General features: G+C 48.0%; 13 protein-coding genes. 2 read left to right on the top strand and 11 right to left on the bottom strand.

What is annotated here, in order from left to right; all coding sequences use genetic code 11:
- Nucleotides 1-177: 177 nt before the first annotated feature.
- Entirely contained in the window at nt 178-1,002 is an 825-nt protein-coding gene (locus KS4_RS00660) for a hypothetical protein (protein WP_145073132.1), read from the top strand.
- A gap of 87 nt (nt 1,003-1,089) precedes the next feature.
- Here the strand turns inward: KS4_RS00660 and KS4_RS00655 are convergent, their stop codons facing one another.
- From KS4_RS00655 to KS4_RS00605, 11 genes are all read right to left on the bottom strand, one after another.
- Nucleotides 1,090-2,580 (bottom strand): catalase, encoded by a 1,491-nt coding sequence (locus tag KS4_RS00655; RefSeq protein WP_145081297.1) that lies wholly within the window; start codon nt 2,578-2,580, stop codon nt 1,090-1,092.
- Nucleotides 2,581-2,728: 148 nt separating this feature from the next.
- Nucleotides 2,729-2,917, bottom strand: a complete 189-nt coding sequence (gene ccoS, locus KS4_RS00650) for a cbb3-type cytochrome oxidase assembly protein CcoS (RefSeq protein WP_145073129.1) — start codon at nt 2,915-2,917, stop codon at nt 2,729-2,731.
- An 11-nt stretch (nt 2,918-2,928) separates the two neighbouring features.
- Nucleotides 2,929-5,514 (bottom strand): heavy metal translocating P-type ATPase, encoded by a 2,586-nt coding sequence (locus KS4_RS00645; protein ID WP_200761428.1) that lies wholly within the window; start codon nt 5,512-5,514, stop codon nt 2,929-2,931.
- Nucleotides 5,515-5,516: 2 nt separating this feature from the next.
- Nucleotides 5,517-6,314 (bottom strand): sulfite exporter TauE/SafE family protein, encoded by a 798-nt coding sequence (locus KS4_RS00640; protein ID WP_145073123.1) that lies wholly within the window; start codon nt 6,312-6,314, stop codon nt 5,517-5,519.
- Between the two features lie 20 nt (nt 6,315-6,334).
- Nucleotides 6,335-6,853, bottom strand: a complete 519-nt coding sequence (locus KS4_RS00635; RefSeq protein WP_145073120.1) for a FixH family protein — start codon at nt 6,851-6,853, stop codon at nt 6,335-6,337.
- 53 nt (nt 6,854-6,906) lie between these two features.
- Nucleotides 6,907-8,331 carry a cytochrome c oxidase accessory protein CcoG gene (ccoG, locus tag KS4_RS00630; protein ID WP_200761427.1) on the bottom strand — a complete coding sequence of 475 codons (1,425 nt, stop codon included), beginning with the start codon at nt 8,329-8,331 and terminating at the stop codon, nt 6,907-6,909.
- Between the two features lie 259 nt (nt 8,332-8,590).
- Nucleotides 8,591-9,190 carry a cbb3-type cytochrome c oxidase N-terminal domain-containing protein gene (locus KS4_RS00625; RefSeq protein WP_145073114.1) on the bottom strand — a complete coding sequence of 200 codons (600 nt, stop codon included), beginning with the start codon at nt 9,188-9,190 and terminating at the stop codon, nt 8,591-8,593.
- 40 nt (nt 9,191-9,230) lie between these two features.
- Nucleotides 9,231-9,452, bottom strand: a complete 222-nt coding sequence (locus KS4_RS00620; protein ID WP_145073111.1) for a hypothetical protein — start codon at nt 9,450-9,452, stop codon at nt 9,231-9,233.
- Between the two features lie 51 nt (nt 9,453-9,503).
- Complete coding sequence (gene ccoN / locus KS4_RS00615) at nt 9,504-11,861, bottom strand: cytochrome-c oxidase, cbb3-type subunit I (RefSeq protein WP_145073108.1); 2,358 nt, start codon at nt 11,859-11,861, stop codon at nt 9,504-9,506.
- Nucleotides 11,862-12,733: 872 nt separating this feature from the next.
- Entirely contained in the window at nt 12,734-13,522 is a 789-nt protein-coding gene (locus tag KS4_RS00610; RefSeq protein ID WP_145073105.1) for a carbohydrate-binding family 9-like protein, read from the bottom strand.
- Nucleotides 13,523-13,651: 129 nt separating this feature from the next.
- Nucleotides 13,652-15,943 carry a sodium:solute symporter family protein gene (locus tag KS4_RS00605; protein ID WP_234698896.1) on the bottom strand — a complete coding sequence of 764 codons (2,292 nt, stop codon included), beginning with the start codon at nt 15,941-15,943 and terminating at the stop codon, nt 13,652-13,654.
- A gap of 1,015 nt (nt 15,944-16,958) precedes the next feature.
- Here KS4_RS00605 and KS4_RS00600 point away from each other — a divergent pair.
- Nucleotides 16,959-18,968, top strand: coding sequence for a methyl-accepting chemotaxis protein (locus KS4_RS00600; protein ID WP_200761426.1), 2,010 nt, complete (start codon nt 16,959-16,961; stop codon nt 18,966-18,968).
- The last annotated feature ends 29 nt before the right edge of the window (nt 18,969-18,997 follow it).

Raw genomic sequence — 18,997 nt, 5'->3', positions numbered from 1 at the left:
TGTTTGTTTTTACTTCACATCCATTAACTGTATCAATTGTTTTACTTTTGCTTGGTTTCATTATTACTATTACGTCGAACCTTTATCATTAGTATCTAACACTGTAATTTGTCTCACTCAACACTTGCGCACAATCTCTCTGAATTAGCTTCTGCATTACGATTTGAAAGTTTCACCATGAACGTTCCTTGTCCAAATTGTGATAACACACTCATTGCTCCTCCTGAAGTCGTTGGCTGCAAAGTAAAGTGCACGTTATGTGAACATGTCTTCATCGCCCCCTCCCCAGTAAACGATTTAAATGATGATACTTTTTCATCATGGCTTGAAGAAGATTACGAAGAGACCGTACGCGAAGAAGTAGCTTTTCATGAAGAACATGAGAAAAAGCTACTCGATATGAAATCGCTCAAAAAAGATTCAAAAACTGACGCTGATTCTAAATCTACAAAAAAACGGTATATAAAATTCAAAAGCACCTCAACAGCATCAACTAAAGCGCCACCACAATCAACTTCGCTATTAGAAAATACGAATATTGATGATATTGAAATAACAGTGATTGATGAGGAAGCTGAACGTAAGAAAAGACGTGATGCAAGATTCAAAAAGCATCAGTTGCGACAACAGCAACCCGTTCACAGCTCACGCATTCCAGAGAAATGTTTAAATCAAATATGCATTTGGGCAAATCTGAAAACTGACGAAAGCGTCAGAGAGTATTTGATTGACACGGACATTACTCCTGCTGAATCAGGATCCGCAGGAATTATCTTCACCAATCATCGACTTATTTACCGAAAATACCACCACAATGGTCATATTTCGTTTGATGATGCAGATGCTACCATCAATGCGAAATTGGATACTGGCTCTTATACACTGTCGCTCTTTAAAGGCTCTACCCGATCAAGAATGGTTCGTTTAAGCTCCGAAAATCTTGATCAACTTAAAGCACTATTAAAAAGTACAAGTATAAAACTCAAAATCAAATCAAGCTAACGCTAACATACAATCTCGAACACGGGAACATCGAGACGCCCAGCCGCACAATGTGCGGCTGGTTTTCTATTTCTCCCATACTAAGCATCAAGTTGTCTTCACACCTTGTTTCTTAGGCAATGTCAATTTTAAATGCTTTGCAATACGCTCTCCATACTCATGATCAGCATTATAGAAATGAACAATCTGACGTTCCTGAATTACCTTATTTGCATTTTTTAATGAATTGACAATATTTTCAACTAGTCGTTGTTGTTCATCATCGGTCATTAAACGATACAAGTCGCCTGCCTGTGTGAAATCATCATTGCCCTTACGATGATCGTATCGATCTACGATTGCATGACCAATATCTAGAGCAGGCTCGTTATACTCTCTATTTTCCTTTGGAGTCCCTTGTATTGAATTCGGATCGTAATTAGGTTGGTCGCCACCGAAGCCTTGGCTCATTTGACCGTCACGTTGATAATTTTCGTATGGACAACGTGGCCGATTGACATCCAGCTGCTGATAGTTCGTGCCTAAACGATAGCGTTGCGCATCTGGATAGCTCATGATTCTCGCTTGCAACATCTTATCCGGACTAAAGCCAATCCCGGGAACAACATCACTGGGACTAAATGCAGATTGTTCAACTTCCGCAAAATAATTAACAGGATTTCGATTGAGTTCCAGCACACCAACATCAATCAAAGGCCACATCTTATGTGACCACACCTTAGTCAAATCAAAAGGATTAAACTCAACTTTTTCTGCCTGTTCTTCACTCATCACCTGTATACAAAAACGCCAACTTGGATACTCACCCCGCTCAATCGCATCAAACAAATCACGCTGAGCATGATCTGGATCCTCACCCTTCATACGCTCTGCCTGATTAGCACTCAGGTTCATAATTCCCTGATTTGTTTTAAAGTGAAACTTACACCACACCCGCTTCCCTTTGTCATTGATCATACTAAAGGTATGTGAACCGTAGCCATTCATATGCCTATAGGTAGCCGGTATACCACGATCACTAAACAAGATCGTAACTTGGTGCAGACTCTCTGGGCTCAAAGACCAAAAATCCCACATCATGTTTGGATCCTTCACATGACGCATCGGACATCGCTTTTGTGTATGAATGAAATCCGGAAACTTAACGCCATCTCGTATAAAAAAAATGGGGGTATTGTTTCCGACTAGATCCCAATTACCTTCCTCTGTATACAACTTCACCGCAAAACCACGTGGATCACGTTCAGCATCCGCGCTGCCTTGCTCACCCCCCACTGTCGAAAACCGAACAAAGCATTCGGTTTTTTTATTAATCTCATCAAACAATTTGGCGCATGTATACTTCGAGATATCATGCTTCACTGTTAGATGACCATATGCGCCTGACCCTTTAGCATGAACGATTCTCTCCGGAATCCGCTCACGATTAAAATGAGCCAACTTTTCCATCATGTGGTAATCTTGAATCAAAACAGGACCACGTTCGCCCGCCGTCAGACTGTTCTGATTATCACCGACTGGTATCCCGCTCGCTGTGGTTAACAACTGATCTTGCTTATCTTTCTGCTTTCGTATCATCTGGATTGCTCCAATTATCTGTATGGTCACAATGCTTGCCATTGAACATAACATAACCGTCCAATGAATCATTGATCGCATTCATCGCAATATCCATCGTACTAAGCGCTATCCATCATTTTTTAGCATCCCACCCACAGGTAACCCCTCAATCATCTTCGCTCTCAACTTCGTCAGTATCACCAGTCTGCCGCAGCTGCTCATCGTCATGCAGCATCCTTAGCGAGGGTGTACTTAGATCATCAAACTGACCCCCTCTAACCGACCATATAAACGCCACCAATGCAATTAATGCGAGCACCAACGCCAATGGCAAAACAATATAGATCACTGACATCATGTCCCCTTTCAAAGTCCGTGTTTATTCTTCCCAACCCACACTCCCCCAACAGCCATCGTAATTACCGTCAACGAACTGATCGGCATCAATACTGCTGCAATCAACGGATTAATCAAACCCAACATAGCCAACATAACCGTAATCACATTATAGCTCAATGAGAAACCAAGATTACGTCGAATCACACGCACAGTACGCCGTGATAGTCCCATTAACTCGACAATCCCTCCAAGCCCAGGCCTTGCTAAATACACATCTGCAGCACTTAATGACGCCTCAGCGCCACCATTTACTGCGATACCAATATCAGCCGCAGCCAAAGCAGCAGCATCATTCACACCATCTCCAACCATCACGGTCATTTGACCCAACTCTTTCGTCTCATTAATGACCGCCAGCTTTTCTTCAGGGCTCATCCCTCCATAAATATCTCGACCTTGTAACCCAACATGTACCGCGACCTCCTCGGCAATCTCCTGACTATCGCCAGACAAAATACCAATCTGCCAACCCAATTTTTCCAAAGCTTTAATCGCCTTGTGCGAATCATCACGGACCGCATCACCAAACCCCGCCACGCCGACTCCCTGTCCATCAAGTGATATCACCACACAAGTCAATCCATCAGAAACAACCGTCTCCGCCTCACTAAGAACTTTTTTGCCAAGATTTATTCTCCTGTCATTTGAAAACCGCAATGAGCCTATCACTATCTCTCTGCCATCAATCTCAGCAACAATCCCTCCATTCGCCATCTGCTCAACGTCACCAACACGCAAGTCATAACTTCGATCAACCAAAGATTCATGCCCATTAAAAGCCTCAACAAATGCTTTAGCCACATGATGAGACGACCGTTCTTCAATAACAAGTACCGCAGCCTTTAGCCAAACAGGATCGTCACACACAGAATCTACATAACATTCCCTTAGAGTCGTCTGCCCCTTCGTAATCGTACCGGTCTTGTCCAAGTAAATACGGCCAGGCTTCGACAAATTCTCCAGCGCACTACCGCCCTTAACCAAAATATCAGATCGTGCCGCCTTCCCAATACTCGATGCAATTGTCAAAGGTGTCGCTAATCCCAACGCACACGGGCACGCCACAATCAAAAGTGCAATCGCATGCTCAGTCGCCATCCCACGATCAATTAAGAACCAACCTAACCATGTCATAGACGCTAATATAATCACAACGACAACAAACCACCCCGCAATACGATCCGCCATCGCCACACTTGGCGATTTTTCTCGAGCAAATCGTTCAACAAATTGCATTAACTTACCTAAACGAGTTCCCTCTCCTGCCTGTCGTACTTTCACCCACACCTTCGCGGACTCATTCACTGTCCCCGCGCACACATGATCATCCACCAGCAAATCACGCATCCGTGACTCACCGGTTAAGATTGCTTCATTGACGCTCGATCGACCCGCACACACATCGCCATCCACGCTAAACACTTCTCCCGCCAGCACCTCAACAACATCCCCAGCATTGATACCTTCAATCGGAACCTCACGCACAACACCGTGTCCGGAATCAAACACCCGTTCCAAATCACTTTCATTTTCTGTCATCACCAGTCGCGCACGACGTGGCGTTAATGAAAACAAAAGCTGCACAGCATCATCAGCTTGCCGTTGCTGACGATGTTGAAACCATCGCCCAACCAGCAGTAACAAAATCAACACACTCAAAGAATCGAAATATATCTCGCCCTGCCCCAACATCGTATGGATTATCCCTGTAACGGTACCCGCAACCAATGCAACCGCAATCGGTAAATCCAAATGTGGCGTCCTCATTCTGATTGCAGCCCACGCCCCTTTCAGAAAAATCTGGCCCGGCCACAACAATGCCACCACCCCAATAAACATACTTAGCCATCGAAACAATTCACGATGCTCATCCGCCATCCAACTAAACATCCCCGCATACAATGCAAACGCAATCAGCATCGTATTCCCCGCACAAACCGCTGCAGCCCCAATACGAATCAAAAACTTATGATCCTCACGCGTACGAAGCAACTGCGTTTCACTCCCCTGCGCCGGATGTGCCGCATACCCCAATGAATCCAACATCCTTGCAATTTTCGATAAAGCCACCACGCTCCGATCCCATGTCACACGAACCAATGACTTACCTAGATGAAGCCTCGCTTCCAACACACCATCACATACCAATGGCAACTTCTCAATCAGCCACACACATGCTGCACAATGAACACCTTCTAAATACAAATCGATCGCAAAACGCTCACTACCTTCTTCACCTAACCGTTGACAATAAAGCTCATAAAACGTTTCATCATCAAACTCTCGGTACTTTCTGCCGCTCGTCGCTGCTTTCTGCTTATCAACTCCACCCCCCGATTCAGCCCGTTCTCTAATCGTATAATAGGGATCCAAACCACAAGAATGGATCACCTCATAAACCGTTTTACATCCATTACAACAAAACTGTAGATCCGCATCATCAACCCACAAACCGCGTGGTACCGGAAGCCCACAATGATCGCACGGGCCACCAACTTTTTCCTTCACGTGATCCGCATCACGTGCATCGACACTGTCTTGATTAGCTGCCACCATTACTCACCTTCAAAACAACACGGCAAATCCGATGTCGTCAACCCTTTCGTCTGGTCCGATTGTTCTTCAACCAAATCTAATTTTTGATTAGCATTCTCTGCAAAAGCGCTCGTATCAATCCCAATCCGATTGACGACTGTAAATAAACCAACCCCAATAATGATCACCGCAGAAACCAACGGCATCTTCGCACCCAACTTATTTGTTACAAAACCCGTACCTATCCCCAGCGTCGCCAAAACCGGTACCGTTCCCAACCAAAACGCTGCCATCACTGCCCCCCCCATCACCGCGCTCCCTGTTCCAGCCGCAAACACTGCAAACAGATATAACCATCCACAAGGAAGAAGTGTCGTCAACATCCCAATCACACCCGCTCTTACAAAAGGATGCCATCCCATTGCAAGCCGTTGCCCACTAACCACCAATTTCTGCATGAATCCGGGCGCCTTCATCTCGCCAATCTTTACACCGCGCCATCTCAAAATCATCACCAATCCCAAAATCACCATCATCCCACCGGCCAACCCCGCTGCTGTGTTCTGCACCCCAGCCATGGTCCCTCCCATATCAATCATCTGCCCAAGCGCACCACTGACCACACCCAACAAGGTATACGTTAGTAATCGCCCCGAATGATAAACGCCATTCAACAAATGTCGATTCCGCCAGAACCCTGCACGCTCTTCATCCGGCATTCCAACTGCGAACATCACAAACACCCCGCACATACCAGCGCAGTGCAGCGATCCCGCCAAACTTGCCAACAATACCGCCCACAATACTGTCATATCCATTTGCTGATCCTATCCTTCGATTAGAATGGCTTCACTTTCCCCGCCCGCCAATCCTCCAACACAACCTGCCTTTCATCTAAACACAGATCATCCGCTGACTTTCCAATACCTCGAAAACGAATCGTCCATATTCCGCTCTCACGCATTTTAACCTTAACCGTTTCGCCAACACTTACTTCCATCCCAATCACCTTCCCTGCCACCTTATGACTAAACATTTCGACCCATCCACTCATCCCATCTGACAACTGCCCAGCCGCATCCTTTACGCGCACAACAAGCTCCCGCTCACCTGTTAGGTCCGGCTCACCAAACGCGTACTCAATGTCCCAACCCAAAGCATCACTCTTCACTTGTTCGGCACGTGTCTCGTCCCATTTAACCGCCCTCTCATAATAATTCGGTGTAACCGCATGAGATCGATCACTAAGCGCTAAATAGGCGGCTCCAATCATGATCGTTGCATGACCACCCAACAACAGCACAATAATTCCACCCCACAACCACTTTGCTTTGCGTTCTTTCGTAAAATCACTCATCACGTATCTCCCAAGCTGCTTCCGCAGCCCCTATAAACTAAAACACAGTCGAATCACAGCGGGCCTAACAACCTCGATGTATATATCTTGCTGAACGAACCATCATCAGAAATCCTGATCTTGCAACGATGATGCCCATTCTCAAACATATCTCGTGGCACGATCATTCTCAAACTCACCTCCGTCGCCTCTCCCGGCCCCAAGCGAATCATCTCATCTCCCATCATTAACTCAACACGATCATCATCCACGACCATAAACGAATACACGTGCTCAACATCATCACGGTTAATCAACTTAAATCGCTTGATATTCACAACATTCCCGCCTTCTACCAATGTAAACGGGCTACCGATCTGTCGTAATTCCTTCACATACGCATGCTGCTTACTAATAAAGAACAAAACAAATATACTTAATAGTAAACAAATGATTAGTGGATAAATAATCACACGCGGCCGTAAAAACCGTGTAGATTCTCCATCGATTCTTGCACGAGAACTATAGCGTATCAATCCATGTGGCTTACCAATCTTATCCATCACTGTATTACACGCATCAATACACTGCGTACACGAAATACACTCTAACTGTAAGCCATCACGAATATCTATCCCAGTCGGACACGTCGTCACACACATTTTGCAATCAATACAATCCCCTTGCTCATCCACCACCTTTAGTGACACATCCTCACCCTTCTTAGCCCGTTTCTTTTTGCCTCGAGGCTCCCCACGATTAGGATCATAACTCACAATCAAACTGTTCTTATCAAGCAATACAGATTGAAAACGCCCGTAAGGACAAGCAATAATACAAAGCTGCTCCCGAAAGAACGCGAAATCAAACATCATCAAACCCGTCACCGCCGCCATCACCAAAAACGCCATCGGGTGATTAAACGGCGAACCCCATATCCACATCCACAACGCATCCACTCCAACAAAGTATGCAAGAAATGTATGCGCCAAAAAGCATGATGCAAGAAAATACATCATGTATAACAAAACATATCTTCCCCCACCAACATCTCTCGGCTTCCCACCTTTCCCACCTGTCCCCATCACCAATCTTTCAATCGGCCTATACAAAAACTCCATATACACCGTTTGCGGACAAGCCCACCCACACCACACCCGACCAAAAACCGCCGTCACCAAAAAAATCCCCACAAAGAAACTTACCGCCAACATCGCTAATAAAATACTATCTGTAGGCAAAAACGTGTAGAAAAAAATCGTAAACTTACGGTGTACAATATCCAATAAAACAAACGGCTTGCCATTCAGCTTAATGTACGGCAACAGCGTGAACACACCAATCAATAAATAAGCAACCCACCGACGCATCGACAGATACTTCCCCTTTGACAACCGCGGATACATCCACGCACGCTTCCCCTCCTTTGTCAGCGTCGTCAATACCTGCTCAGGCGATTCCATGGGCATAGGCCCATCATTCCGCTCTGCCTCAGACATATGTTTTTCTTCCTCTATTCTACAGTTAGTCTCATGTCTCTCGCACGCATCTCTACCGAACAAGCCGCGTGGCAACCAAGCCATTCATTCCCTTCCCTCAGTCGTCCACGCTTCTTGCTTATCCGTCAATACAATTCGGACAAACAATACTCATTCTAGCTCCCAAGACCCATGATCCTTCCTGTTCCCCCATCATGCGCCTGCCCATCACAACACAAGCGACACATCCCCCACTCAACCAACCTCGCCAAAACCATTTTTATTTCTCTTCTGCTTTCGGCCACGGCGCAATCTCAACATCCGCCGCCTCCGGTGTCTTACCCGGTAAATCTTCCCCACGTAACGAAGCTGTATAAGCCGAAACCAGCAGCATATCACTCTCCATCATCTGCGTCTTCCAAGCTGGCATTGATCCACCGCCCGCACCATCCTTCACAACCTTAAACACATCCATTAATGTCTTCACATTACGATACCGGTCATCCGTCAGATTTGGCCCAACAATCCCCTCGCCATTCTGACCATGACACACCGCACACTTGCCCACATACAAACTCCGCCCCTGCTCCAACATCGCCGGCTCACTCATCAACCGCAACATCGTCTCCTCACTTGGCGCCATCTCACCCAACACCGCCAACTTTCTCTCTTGCCACATCGCCTTCTCACGACGCAATTCACCCAATGGGCTCAGCTCCCCTTGCGCCATCGTCACAATAAAGAAATAGATAATCGAAAACACAATCGTCCCCCAAAACAGCCATACCCACCATCCCGGCAAAGGATTATCATATTCCATAATCCCATCGTAATTATGATCCGTCAGGTTATCGATTTCTTTCTTCTTATCTTCAGCCATCGCAAACTGCTCCTAATCAGCAGATAGTCTTTTCGACTAATTACTTATCCGTACCCTCATCCTCTTCTTCTTCTCGCATCTCCTCCCCAACCGGCCCATCATCCTTTTCATTCGGCAAGTCAGCCATATGATCCATCTCCCCCTTCGGCTTCATCATCACACGAATGCCGACCGCAACAAACACCACGAAAAAAATAATCAGCGCTATCTCAGCGTAGAACGTGTAGTTCCCAAAACTGTTCAGCACATCTTTAAACATCATTCATTCCTTCTTCATTGTCCACAATCAATCAGCACGCAACAAAAGTCCGAATCACTTCGCATCTGCCTCAGGCTCAGCTTCCTTCGTGATGTCCGTACCCATTCGCTGCAAATACGCGATCAATGCAATCCCCTCACTCTTCTCAAGCGATGCCGCCTTTGATTTAAGTGACGGCGCATCTTCGATCAACTTCGCAACAACTTCCTGTGCCTGCTTCTCAGCCAACTCACGAGCATTCGCATACTCTTCATCGCTATACGGAACACCTAATGCACGCATCGCCCATACGCGCGTTTTGATCGAACTCCAGTCCAAATCCTGCTCAAATAACCACGGATATGGAGGCATCAACGAGCGAGGCGAAGTATCTGGCGGATTCAGGAAGTGACGATAATGCCACAGCGCCTGTGGACGTGTCACACCCTCACGAGCCAGGTCTGGCCCGATTCGTCTAGATCCCCACTGGAACGGATGGTCATAAACAAACTCGCCCGGCTTACTGTACTCACCGTATCGCAACTCTTCCGCAAAAATTGGACGAATCATCTGCGAGTGACAGTTGTAGCAACCCTCCGCGATATAAACATCACGGCCCGCCAACTCCAACGGCGTATACGGCTTCACACTTGCAATCGTCGGTACATTCGAACGAATTAAGAAGGTCGGAATAATTTCAAACAAACTCGCAACCGTCACACTCACCACAACAAAGACAGTAAATCGAACCGGCAAACGCTCCCAACGTCTATGCCACTTAAACTGATTAAACCGATCAATCGCCTTCGCCGAATCAAGCACACCATCAATGCGTGCCTCAGCCTTAGATTCCGATCCTTCGTAAACCTTCTTCAGCGGCGCCGCTGCATAGACTGGCTCTTCATAGGTCGATGGGCGACTCCTCCAAGTCATAAAATAGTTCACCGCACACATCAAACCACCAAACAAGAACAACGCTCCACCCACAGCACGCACATAGTACATCGGAATAATCGAATCGATCGTCACGATGAAATCCGCAAACTGAAGCTGACCATTGTCATCAATCGCACGCCACATCAAACCCTGCGCCAAACCAGCGACATAAATCGCCAGGATATACAGCAAAATACCAATCGTACCCATCCAGAAGTGTGCGTTCGCCATCTTTTGGCTCCACAACTTTGTCTGGAAAATACGTGGCGCCAACCAGTACAACATGCCAAACGCCATAAAGCCATTCCAACCCAGCGCACCCGCATGCACATGTGCAATCGTCCAGTCCGTGTAATGCGACAACGCATTCACTGCTTTGATCGACAACAACGGACCTTCAAACGTTGACATCCCATAGAACGTGATCGCCACCACAAAGAACTTCAAAACCGGATCAGTCAGTACCTTGTGCCAAGCACCACGCAGCGTCAACAAACCATTAATCATGCCACCCCATGACGGCATCCACAACATCAAGCTAAACAACATCCCCAAGCTACTCGCCCAGTCAGGCAGCGCCGTGTAATGCAAATGGTGCGGCCCCGCCCAAATGTAAATAAACACCAAGCTCCAAAAGTGAATGATCGACAATCGGTAACTGAACACCGGACGATCCGCAGCCTTCGGCAAAAAGTAATACATCAACCCCAAGAACGGCGTCGTCAAAAAGAATGCAACAGCATTATGCCCATACCACCACTGCATGAACGCATCCTGCACACCCGCATACATCGAGTAACTCTTAAAAAGCCCGCTCGGCACAACCAAGTTGTTAAACACATGCAGCAACGCCACCGTCACAATCGTCGCAATATAAAACCACAACGACACATACATATGCCTTTCCCGACGCTTCAAAACCGTCATCAGGAAGTTACCACCAAAAATCACTAGCCAAACTACTGCAATCGCAATGTCAATCGGCCACTCCAACTCCGCATATTCTTTACCCTGCGTAATCCCCAAAGGCAGCGTCAACGCCGCACTCACAATAATCAATTGCCAACCCCAGAAGTGTGCGATGCTTAATTTATCCGACCACATCCGCGCTTTACATAAACGCTGCGTCGAATAATACACCGCCGCAAATATCGCATTCCCCGCAAACGCAAAGATCGCCGCATTCGTATGCAACGGCCGCAGCCTCGCAAACGTCAAATACTGAATACCAAAAAACGAATCAATCGCGTTCACACAAAGCTCTGCGATCGCCGCCGGCAATAGACTCGCCAACACACCATTGAGAAGTGATTCTTTCAAGCTTGGCAAAAACAGCTCAATCGCAATGATCAAACCCACCAAAAATGCTACGATCCCCCAAATCAGCATCGCCGTCAGAAACTTACGCACAATCGCGTCATCGTAACTGAACTCTTCCAAGCTCTCCCCGCTTACCGCTATCGATGCTTTTTTTGTCACTGCCGAGTCATTCGCCATAACAACAGTCCCTGCTCATTCACTTAAAGGAAATCCAACGACACCCATATCTCCCGATATCAGCTCGCCACACTTCACTCGAATTTCATGCGTACTAACATTCCATAAAACATCAGCACACAACGCTTCTTCTTTTACATCACAAACATGCTTACGGGCAGACTGCTCAAACTAATTAGATTCGCTTCATTAACGCTCAATCACATCCATCCACTACACTCAGCAGCAGATCACTCACCGACTACCTCTCTGCAGCGGCATACGTATTCTCATCAATCATTTCGAAGCTGAATCCTAAACATGAAATTGCCAACACAAGCAGCGTTTCTCATTCTCGTTCACATGTCTCGCAGCAATACTCCTCTTTGCTACACGCTCAACACATCAACAAGGCCCAGCTGATCTCTCAGCCTACATGTTCGACAACACCTTACAAATCTGATGCTCAATACAAAATTCAGTCACCAGATCCGTTAATCTCAAGATGATAATGTCTTATGGCTTCCATTCAACCATAAAACAAGCCTCACCCTGCCCCAAGATACTACAATCACACGCCGCTTTCTAGGGTTTACATGAATCCTGTTACGTGTTTATTCGCATCCATTCAGTACCATTTAACAACGCCCGCAACGCCTACTTCCCACTCATATCAATTCATTTTCATAAAATCATGATCATAAGATTTTCAAGTCTTTATTAATGACCAGACGTTCATCTCAGTAACTAATAAAAATCTTTTTTGTCTCTTTTCTAAAATCCTATCCGCACTCTGCTTATCCCCGGCTCATGCACAAACCCGAAGCCATATAAAAAAACGCTCACAGCCTTAGCCGCAAGCGTTGTCATGTTGCTCATTCATCACTCTATACTTATTTCACAAACCGGATCGGCAAGTATCCCTCGTAATAATGGAACCCCTTCTCCGATTTCTCAAAGTTCATCAGCAATAACGGTTTCTCCCACTGCTTCGCAAAATCATATCGAAACGCACCAAACCGCCACACATCACCAGCCTTCGCTGGCTCACCATCCGTGAACTTCGATAGCTTCACCTTAAACTCAACCACATACCCCTCATCATCATCACTCGCATCCCCATCCGTCCCCTTCACAACCGTACCGATCTCTGCTTCACTCTCCCAGCCCGGCCCACCTGCCCCATTATCTTTCCAACGCTTGTTATAGGCACCATCATAATACGCACCGTTCGGCGCTATCACGATCTCCGTATATCGCGGCCCATCCTCACTTGGCTTCACAAAAAATTCCGCCACATCACCATCCCACAACGTGTCATCATGCTTCTCGCTATGTGACCTCACATCCTTATCTGCACACTCTATCCCCACAATCAAATACTCATCATTCCAAATCAGCTTCGCGGTCGTCTGACTCACCTCACCCTCAAAACCTTCTGGAGCAAACACATACTTGATTGGCACCTCGTCCGCATTCGCCCACACTTCTTCATCCAACACCCCATCCATCGTCATTTCTTCACTTGTATAGAACGCGTAAAAACCATCCACCAACACATCCCGACCCGATACCCCAGCAATCGGCCCCCCTTCCTTCACCAACTCCTGACCAGCACAACCAACACCCATCATCACACCACCAGCGACCAGCCCCACGCTCATCATATTCATCAATTTCATCTTATGACTCCTAATCGTCAGTTAGCCTCAATCCCTTTCCCTCCCCCCATTCATCCGCCCACACTGTAATCCCACCCTAAAATACTTGCCAGCAGCGTTAACTGCCAGCAAGCGATTTGCCTCTAATTATCAAGCCTCAACAGTCTCTGTTTCAGCTTCTTTCTCTTCTGCATCCTCAACCAGTTCATCATCCACAATGCTATGTCCATCATGAACCATACCATTATCTCGCACATCGCGCTTCGCAGTCGATAGCGTCCTGAACATAGATTTCATATCACCCAAACCACCCACAATAAACCAAATCACCGTAAATATACACAACACGATCGATGCAAACACCTGAACCTGCCAGAATTTCGCCCAGCCATCATTACCAAATGACGTGTCATACCCCATGCTTGGCAACAACCAGTTCATCGTCGTTGCCACCACAAACACCACAAACCAGACCGCAACCCACGCAAAGTTACCCCAGTAAACCAGCTTGTCTCTGAACGTAAACTCAGAGCTAGGCAAGATCGCCTTAATGCCAACCGGCGGCTTCTCTGCTTCCGCATGGTCATCATTGATTCGATAATCACCACGATGCAACAGCTGATCCATATTATGGGTAGGCTTGCCAAGCACATATGACTCTATCAATGAAATCGTAATATAAGCCGTCAGCGAAAGCACGATCGCAAAGAAGAAGAACCACTGCCCGTCAATCGGAAACTTTTCAGGATCCAGCGCCCAGTTGATCCCCGGCAACTGACGGCACATCTCAAATAAACCAGCCCAAACATCCAGCATCCACGGTGCATACGCCTCCATCTTCGGATACCACACACTCTTCCAACCATTCTGCAACACCATGCCCGACAGCGCGACCGCCCAACCCAGCGTCAACGACGTCAACGCAGCCTTCGTCGTACCGCGTTTCCAGTACAAACCAAACACAATCACCGGCCCTGCCCCGCCCGCATAAATCGCACCCGTAATCGCAAAGAACATCAAGATGTACTGACTCTGTTGGAAGAACAAACTGAACATAAAGATGAACAACGCCACGAACATAATCGAGAATCGCAACATCCAAATATGCTGCTTCGGCGTAAACGGCTTCTTCTTGAACGGCAAAATCACATCCTGCACAAAAATACTACCCCAACTGTGCAAATACGTATCGTGCGTCGAGATAAACGCAAACAACATCACCGCACAGAACGCGCCCGTAATCCCCACCGGCAACATCTTCGTCAGCGCAATCGGCACACGCATCTGATTCTGAACACTCTCATTACCAATCATCGCAAGCGCCCCATCAACCTGACCCGTCAATGCAGCCGCCGATTCAGCACCATCACCGCCCTGATTCATCAGCACCCATGCGCCAATCGGAAGCAACATCGTTGCCATGATAAACACCATCCCACGCCATGACCCCAAAATCTTCGACATCCTCGCCTCGTGTGCATTCTTCGCACTCGAGTTGTACGCCGAAGCACCCTGCCACGCCATATACGTAATGAACATCCCAAAAATACTGATAAAGAAGAACCACGGATTAAACCCGTCAATATTCCCCGTATCAAACGGGTTCAGCATACTCTTCCCCTCACCCGTTTTGCTCGCCAGCGTCGTCGAAATATCCACCCAGTCAAGCTTCCAGAAAATGAACGCAACAATCACAAGCATCACGATAAACGTGAAAATACCCTGAACAAAGTCCGTCACCATCACCGCAATCTGGCCACCCATAAACACGAAGAACAGCGACACCGCCAGCAAACCCAACATGAGCGCAATATACGTCAAGTCAATCTGTGCCCAGCAAAACGTGTACGTCAAGCTCGACAAATCCAGCTTCGATAACGCATCACCCGCATAAACATTCGTCTCACCATTCGCCAGGTAATGCGTCACCTTACTGCTCGTTGCAACAATGTGACCACCGCCCGACTCAACACTCCCCAGGATATATCTTGGAATCCCGCAGAAGTACATGAAGAATCGTGCACCCACCGATGGGAAAATACCAAAGTTCACAATCCCCGAGATCCAACCCAGTATCCCCGCATAGATACGCACGCCCTTGCTGTACCGCATCTCAAAATACTGCGCCAACGTCATCGCACGCGTCTCACGGTATCGGTATATCACATATCCCGACAACGTAATCAAAATCAGCATCGGCTGCGAAGCCAGCGACCAATACGTCGCCGTAAAACCAGCGTTGTAAAACATCTGGAATTGGGCCACCACCGAGATCGCACCCAGCCCCGCCATCCCTTCCGAGATCGCCAGCAGATAACGACCCGCACAACGGTTCGCCGCCAAAAAGTCCGCCACACTCTGCGTGTACCGCTTCGTGTAGTACGCCAAACCAATAATCCCGACCAACAGGATTCCGACCAGCGTCCAGTCCAATGCATGCATATTCACGGGCAATCACCTGATTTCGTTATGAACCCTTGTACTCAGCATCGCTCACCTACACCCGGCATAACCACTCTGGCTACACCTTCGCGACGCTTCACTAACCTCACCTCGGCTTCATTCCTCAGCCTCAATGTCCGGAAGTTACAGGATTCGGGGTCTCATTTTCTCTCAACCGCACGACATACTCATCTGCAGTGCAGCCACATTCTCAATATCCACAGCAAACGCTCACGCCAATCGCGCGCCCGCACACCGTGTCATCTCTTTCTCAGTCTTGCTCGCCGCAGCTCATCGCCGCCACGCTTTCAACCGAAGACCTTCAAAGCCCGTCGCAGCTATCTCTCTCCTCCATATAGCCGCCACAAACTTTCATTCGCGTAACAAGACCCACTTGTTTCGCTCGCAGCCAAATCCCTCGCCCAAAAGCTGCTCTATTGACTCAAAATCGCCTTTTTATCAGACAATTCCGATACCTTTTTAATCACGCTCGCCACTGAATCGTGGACTTCAGAGATGCGGCCATTATACAAGATTTAACAGTGTTTTACAGAATTTTTATCTTACAGACTTCTACTCTTACACAAATCATCTATTACCTGCCGACAACCCCTCATTCATGACTATTTAACGTCATTTCAAATATAGCACCAAGGCAATACCCCTAAAAGTAATAACGATTACTAAATATTAATACTAAACAAGGGTAGCTTAAACAACGATAACAGAAACAGGATTACTGAATTCATTGTTTAGAAGCCAAGAATCGTTCGCATTATGAACCACCCAGTATTCCAGATGTGCGGCCTCAGCAAATCAATGCTGTAAGCCACTCTCACAAAACGACACGCTGCTCAATGAGCAAATAACAACACAAAACCCCCTTAACGCTCACCCGGTCTCAATACGCCGGCCACATAAAACCTTATTCATCTATCCCAACAACAAAATGCGCGATCGCTGCGCGCACAACTGTTCTCCACCAGTTCTCTATCTATATAGAAAGAGCCAACCAATGAAGTTCAAATCTGTCCGAACCAAATTCGTCGCCTGGTCCAGCCTCGCGCTCGTTGCCTCACTCACCGTCGCCACCACCTTCGCAGGCTGGAAAGCATGGAGTGATGCACAATCCTCTGCCACTGAAAAAGCCATCAAAATCGCCCTCACCACCTCAAACACCATCAAAGGCGCACTCGATAACGACATGGGCACCGTCCGCACACTTGCAGATTTCGCAGCCAGCGCCGTCAACACACAAACCAATCGCATTGATAGCCCCGAACTCATCAAACAAACCCTCAAATCAACACTCGAAACCAACCCCGGCTACGTCGGCGTCTGGCTCAACTACGAACCCAACTTCTTACCCACCAACCAAACCGAAAAAGCGCCCGACACCTACGCAAACTTCTACTGGTCGCGCGACGACACCGGCAAACTCATCTACACCGACATCGCAACCAATGAACCCGCAACAGCCGATTACTACCAACAACCCTATAAAGCCGGCAAAGACGCAGCCACCGAACCCTACGAATACGAAGTCGGCGGCAAAACCGTCCTCATGGCCTCATTCGCCACTCCCATCATCAAAAACAACAAAACCGTCGGCGTCATCGGCATCGACATCCCACTCGATAATCTACAACAGCTCGCAAGCGCCTGTGACGCCTTCGACGGCTCAGCCAAAATGGTCATCCTCAGCCCCGGTGGTCACATCGTTGGCTACAAAGATCAGCCCGACCTGCTCAACACCAACGCCGCCGATATCAACGAAGAATTCAAGCTCAATAAAGACCGCATCCTCGCAGGCGAATCCATGAACTGGCAAGCCAAAGGCCTACTCCAAGTCTACGCACCCACATCCTTCGGACGTGGCGGCCAATTCTCAACCACCATCATCGCCGTACCCGAATCCGTCATTCTCGCACCCGCCAAAGCCGCACTCCTCAAAATGATCGGCCTCGGCCTCCTCTGCCTCATCGCCGCCTCATTCCTCCTCTACTACCTCGGCGGCAAAATCGCCAACCCAATCAAACAAGTCGTTGATGGCATGAACGACATCTCCCAAGGTGACGGCGACCTCACCAAACGTCTCGCCCGACAAACCGACGACGAAGTCGGCGACCTCGCAGACGCTTTCAACACATTCGCCGAAAAAGTCCACGATATCATCGCTCAAGTCACCGAAACAACTCAGCAAGTCGCCTCCGCAGCAACCCAAATCGCATCCTCAAGCGAAGAAATCGCCCAAGGCATGTCCGAGCAATCCGCTCAGGTCACCGAAGTCTCCTCCGCAATCGAAGAAATGTCCGCCTCAATCACCGAAGTCGCCACCCGCAGTAACGATGCCCACGAAAACTCAAACAAAGCAAAATCCACCGCCGTTACAGGCTCCGACATCGTCTCTCAAACTATTCAAGGCATCGAGCAGATCGCTTCCGACGCATCACAAGTCGGCTCACTCATCGGCAACCTCGGCTCACAAGCTCAGCGCATCGGCGAAATCATCGTCGTCATCAATGACATCTCCGATCAAACCAACCTCCTCGCCCTCAACGCCGCCATCGAAGCCGCCCGCGCCGGTGAGCATGGCCGAGGCTTCGCCGTTGTCGCCGACGAAGTCCGCAAACTCGCCGACCGCACCACCAAAGCCACCGACGACATCACCGAACTCATCGGCAACATCCAGCAAGGCACAAACGATGCCATCACACAAATGGACGCAAGCAAAGGCAACGTCGAACGCGGCGTACAAACCGCAACCGACGCCGGCTCCTCACTCTCCGAAATCATCGACGGCGCCGACAACGTCTCATCCCTCATCCAAACCATCGCAGCAGCAGCCGAACAACAATCCGCCGCCGCCGAAGAAATCTCCTCAAACATCCAAAGCATCTCAGCCGTCACTGCCCAATCACGCGAAGGCACCGACCAAGCCGCCCAAGCCGCCAATCACCTCTCTGAAAAAGCCGATCAGCTCAAGCAGCTCGTCAGCCAATTCAAAATCCGTGAAGCAGCTTAACTTCCCCCCCCAATCACACATCAATCGAT

It is taken from the genome of Poriferisphaera corsica (genome assembly GCF_007747445.1).
Taxonomy (GTDB): domain Bacteria; phylum Planctomycetota; class Phycisphaerae; order Phycisphaerales; family Phycisphaeraceae; genus Poriferisphaera; species Poriferisphaera corsica.
This window is presented reverse-complemented; position numbering and strand designations above follow the sequence as displayed.

Excerpts from the sequence above, each read along its gene's own strand:
- KS4_RS00620 (WP_145073111.1), bottom strand. The coding sequence starts at position 9,452 with ATGATGTTTAAAGATGTGCTGAACAGTTTTGGGAACTACACGTTCTAC.
- KS4_RS00600 (WP_200761426.1), top strand. The coding sequence starts at position 16,959 with ATGAAGTTCAAATCTGTCCGAACCAAATTCGTCGCCTGGTCCAGCCTC.
- KS4_RS00635 (WP_145073120.1), bottom strand. The coding sequence starts at position 6,853 with ATGAGTGATTTTACGAAAGAACGCAAAGCAAAGTGGTTGTGGGGTGGA.
- KS4_RS00655 (WP_145081297.1), bottom strand. The coding sequence starts at position 2,580 with ATGATACGAAAGCAGAAAGATAAGCAAGATCAGTTGTTAACCACAGCG.
- KS4_RS00605 (WP_234698896.1), bottom strand. The coding sequence starts at position 15,943 with ATGCATGCATTGGACTGGACGCTGGTCGGAATCCTGTTGGTCGGGATT.
- ccoG (WP_200761427.1), bottom strand. The coding sequence starts at position 8,331 with ATGTCTGAGGCAGAGCGGAATGATGGGCCTATGCCCATGGAATCGCCT.
- KS4_RS00640 (WP_145073123.1), bottom strand. The coding sequence starts at position 6,314 with ATGGATATGACAGTATTGTGGGCGGTATTGTTGGCAAGTTTGGCGGGA.
- ccoN (WP_145073108.1), bottom strand. The coding sequence starts at position 11,861 with ATGGCGAATGACTCGGCAGTGACAAAAAAAGCATCGATAGCGGTAAGC.
- KS4_RS00660 (WP_145073132.1), top strand. The coding sequence starts at position 178 with ATGAACGTTCCTTGTCCAAATTGTGATAACACACTCATTGCTCCTCCT.
- KS4_RS00610 (WP_145073105.1), bottom strand. The coding sequence starts at position 13,522 with ATGAAATTGATGAATATGATGAGCGTGGGGCTGGTCGCTGGTGGTGTG.
- KS4_RS00625 (WP_145073114.1), bottom strand. The coding sequence starts at position 9,190 with ATGGCTGAAGATAAGAAGAAAGAAATCGATAACCTGACGGATCATAAT.
- ccoS (WP_145073129.1), bottom strand. The coding sequence starts at position 2,917 with ATGTCAGTGATCTATATTGTTTTGCCATTGGCGTTGGTGCTCGCATTA.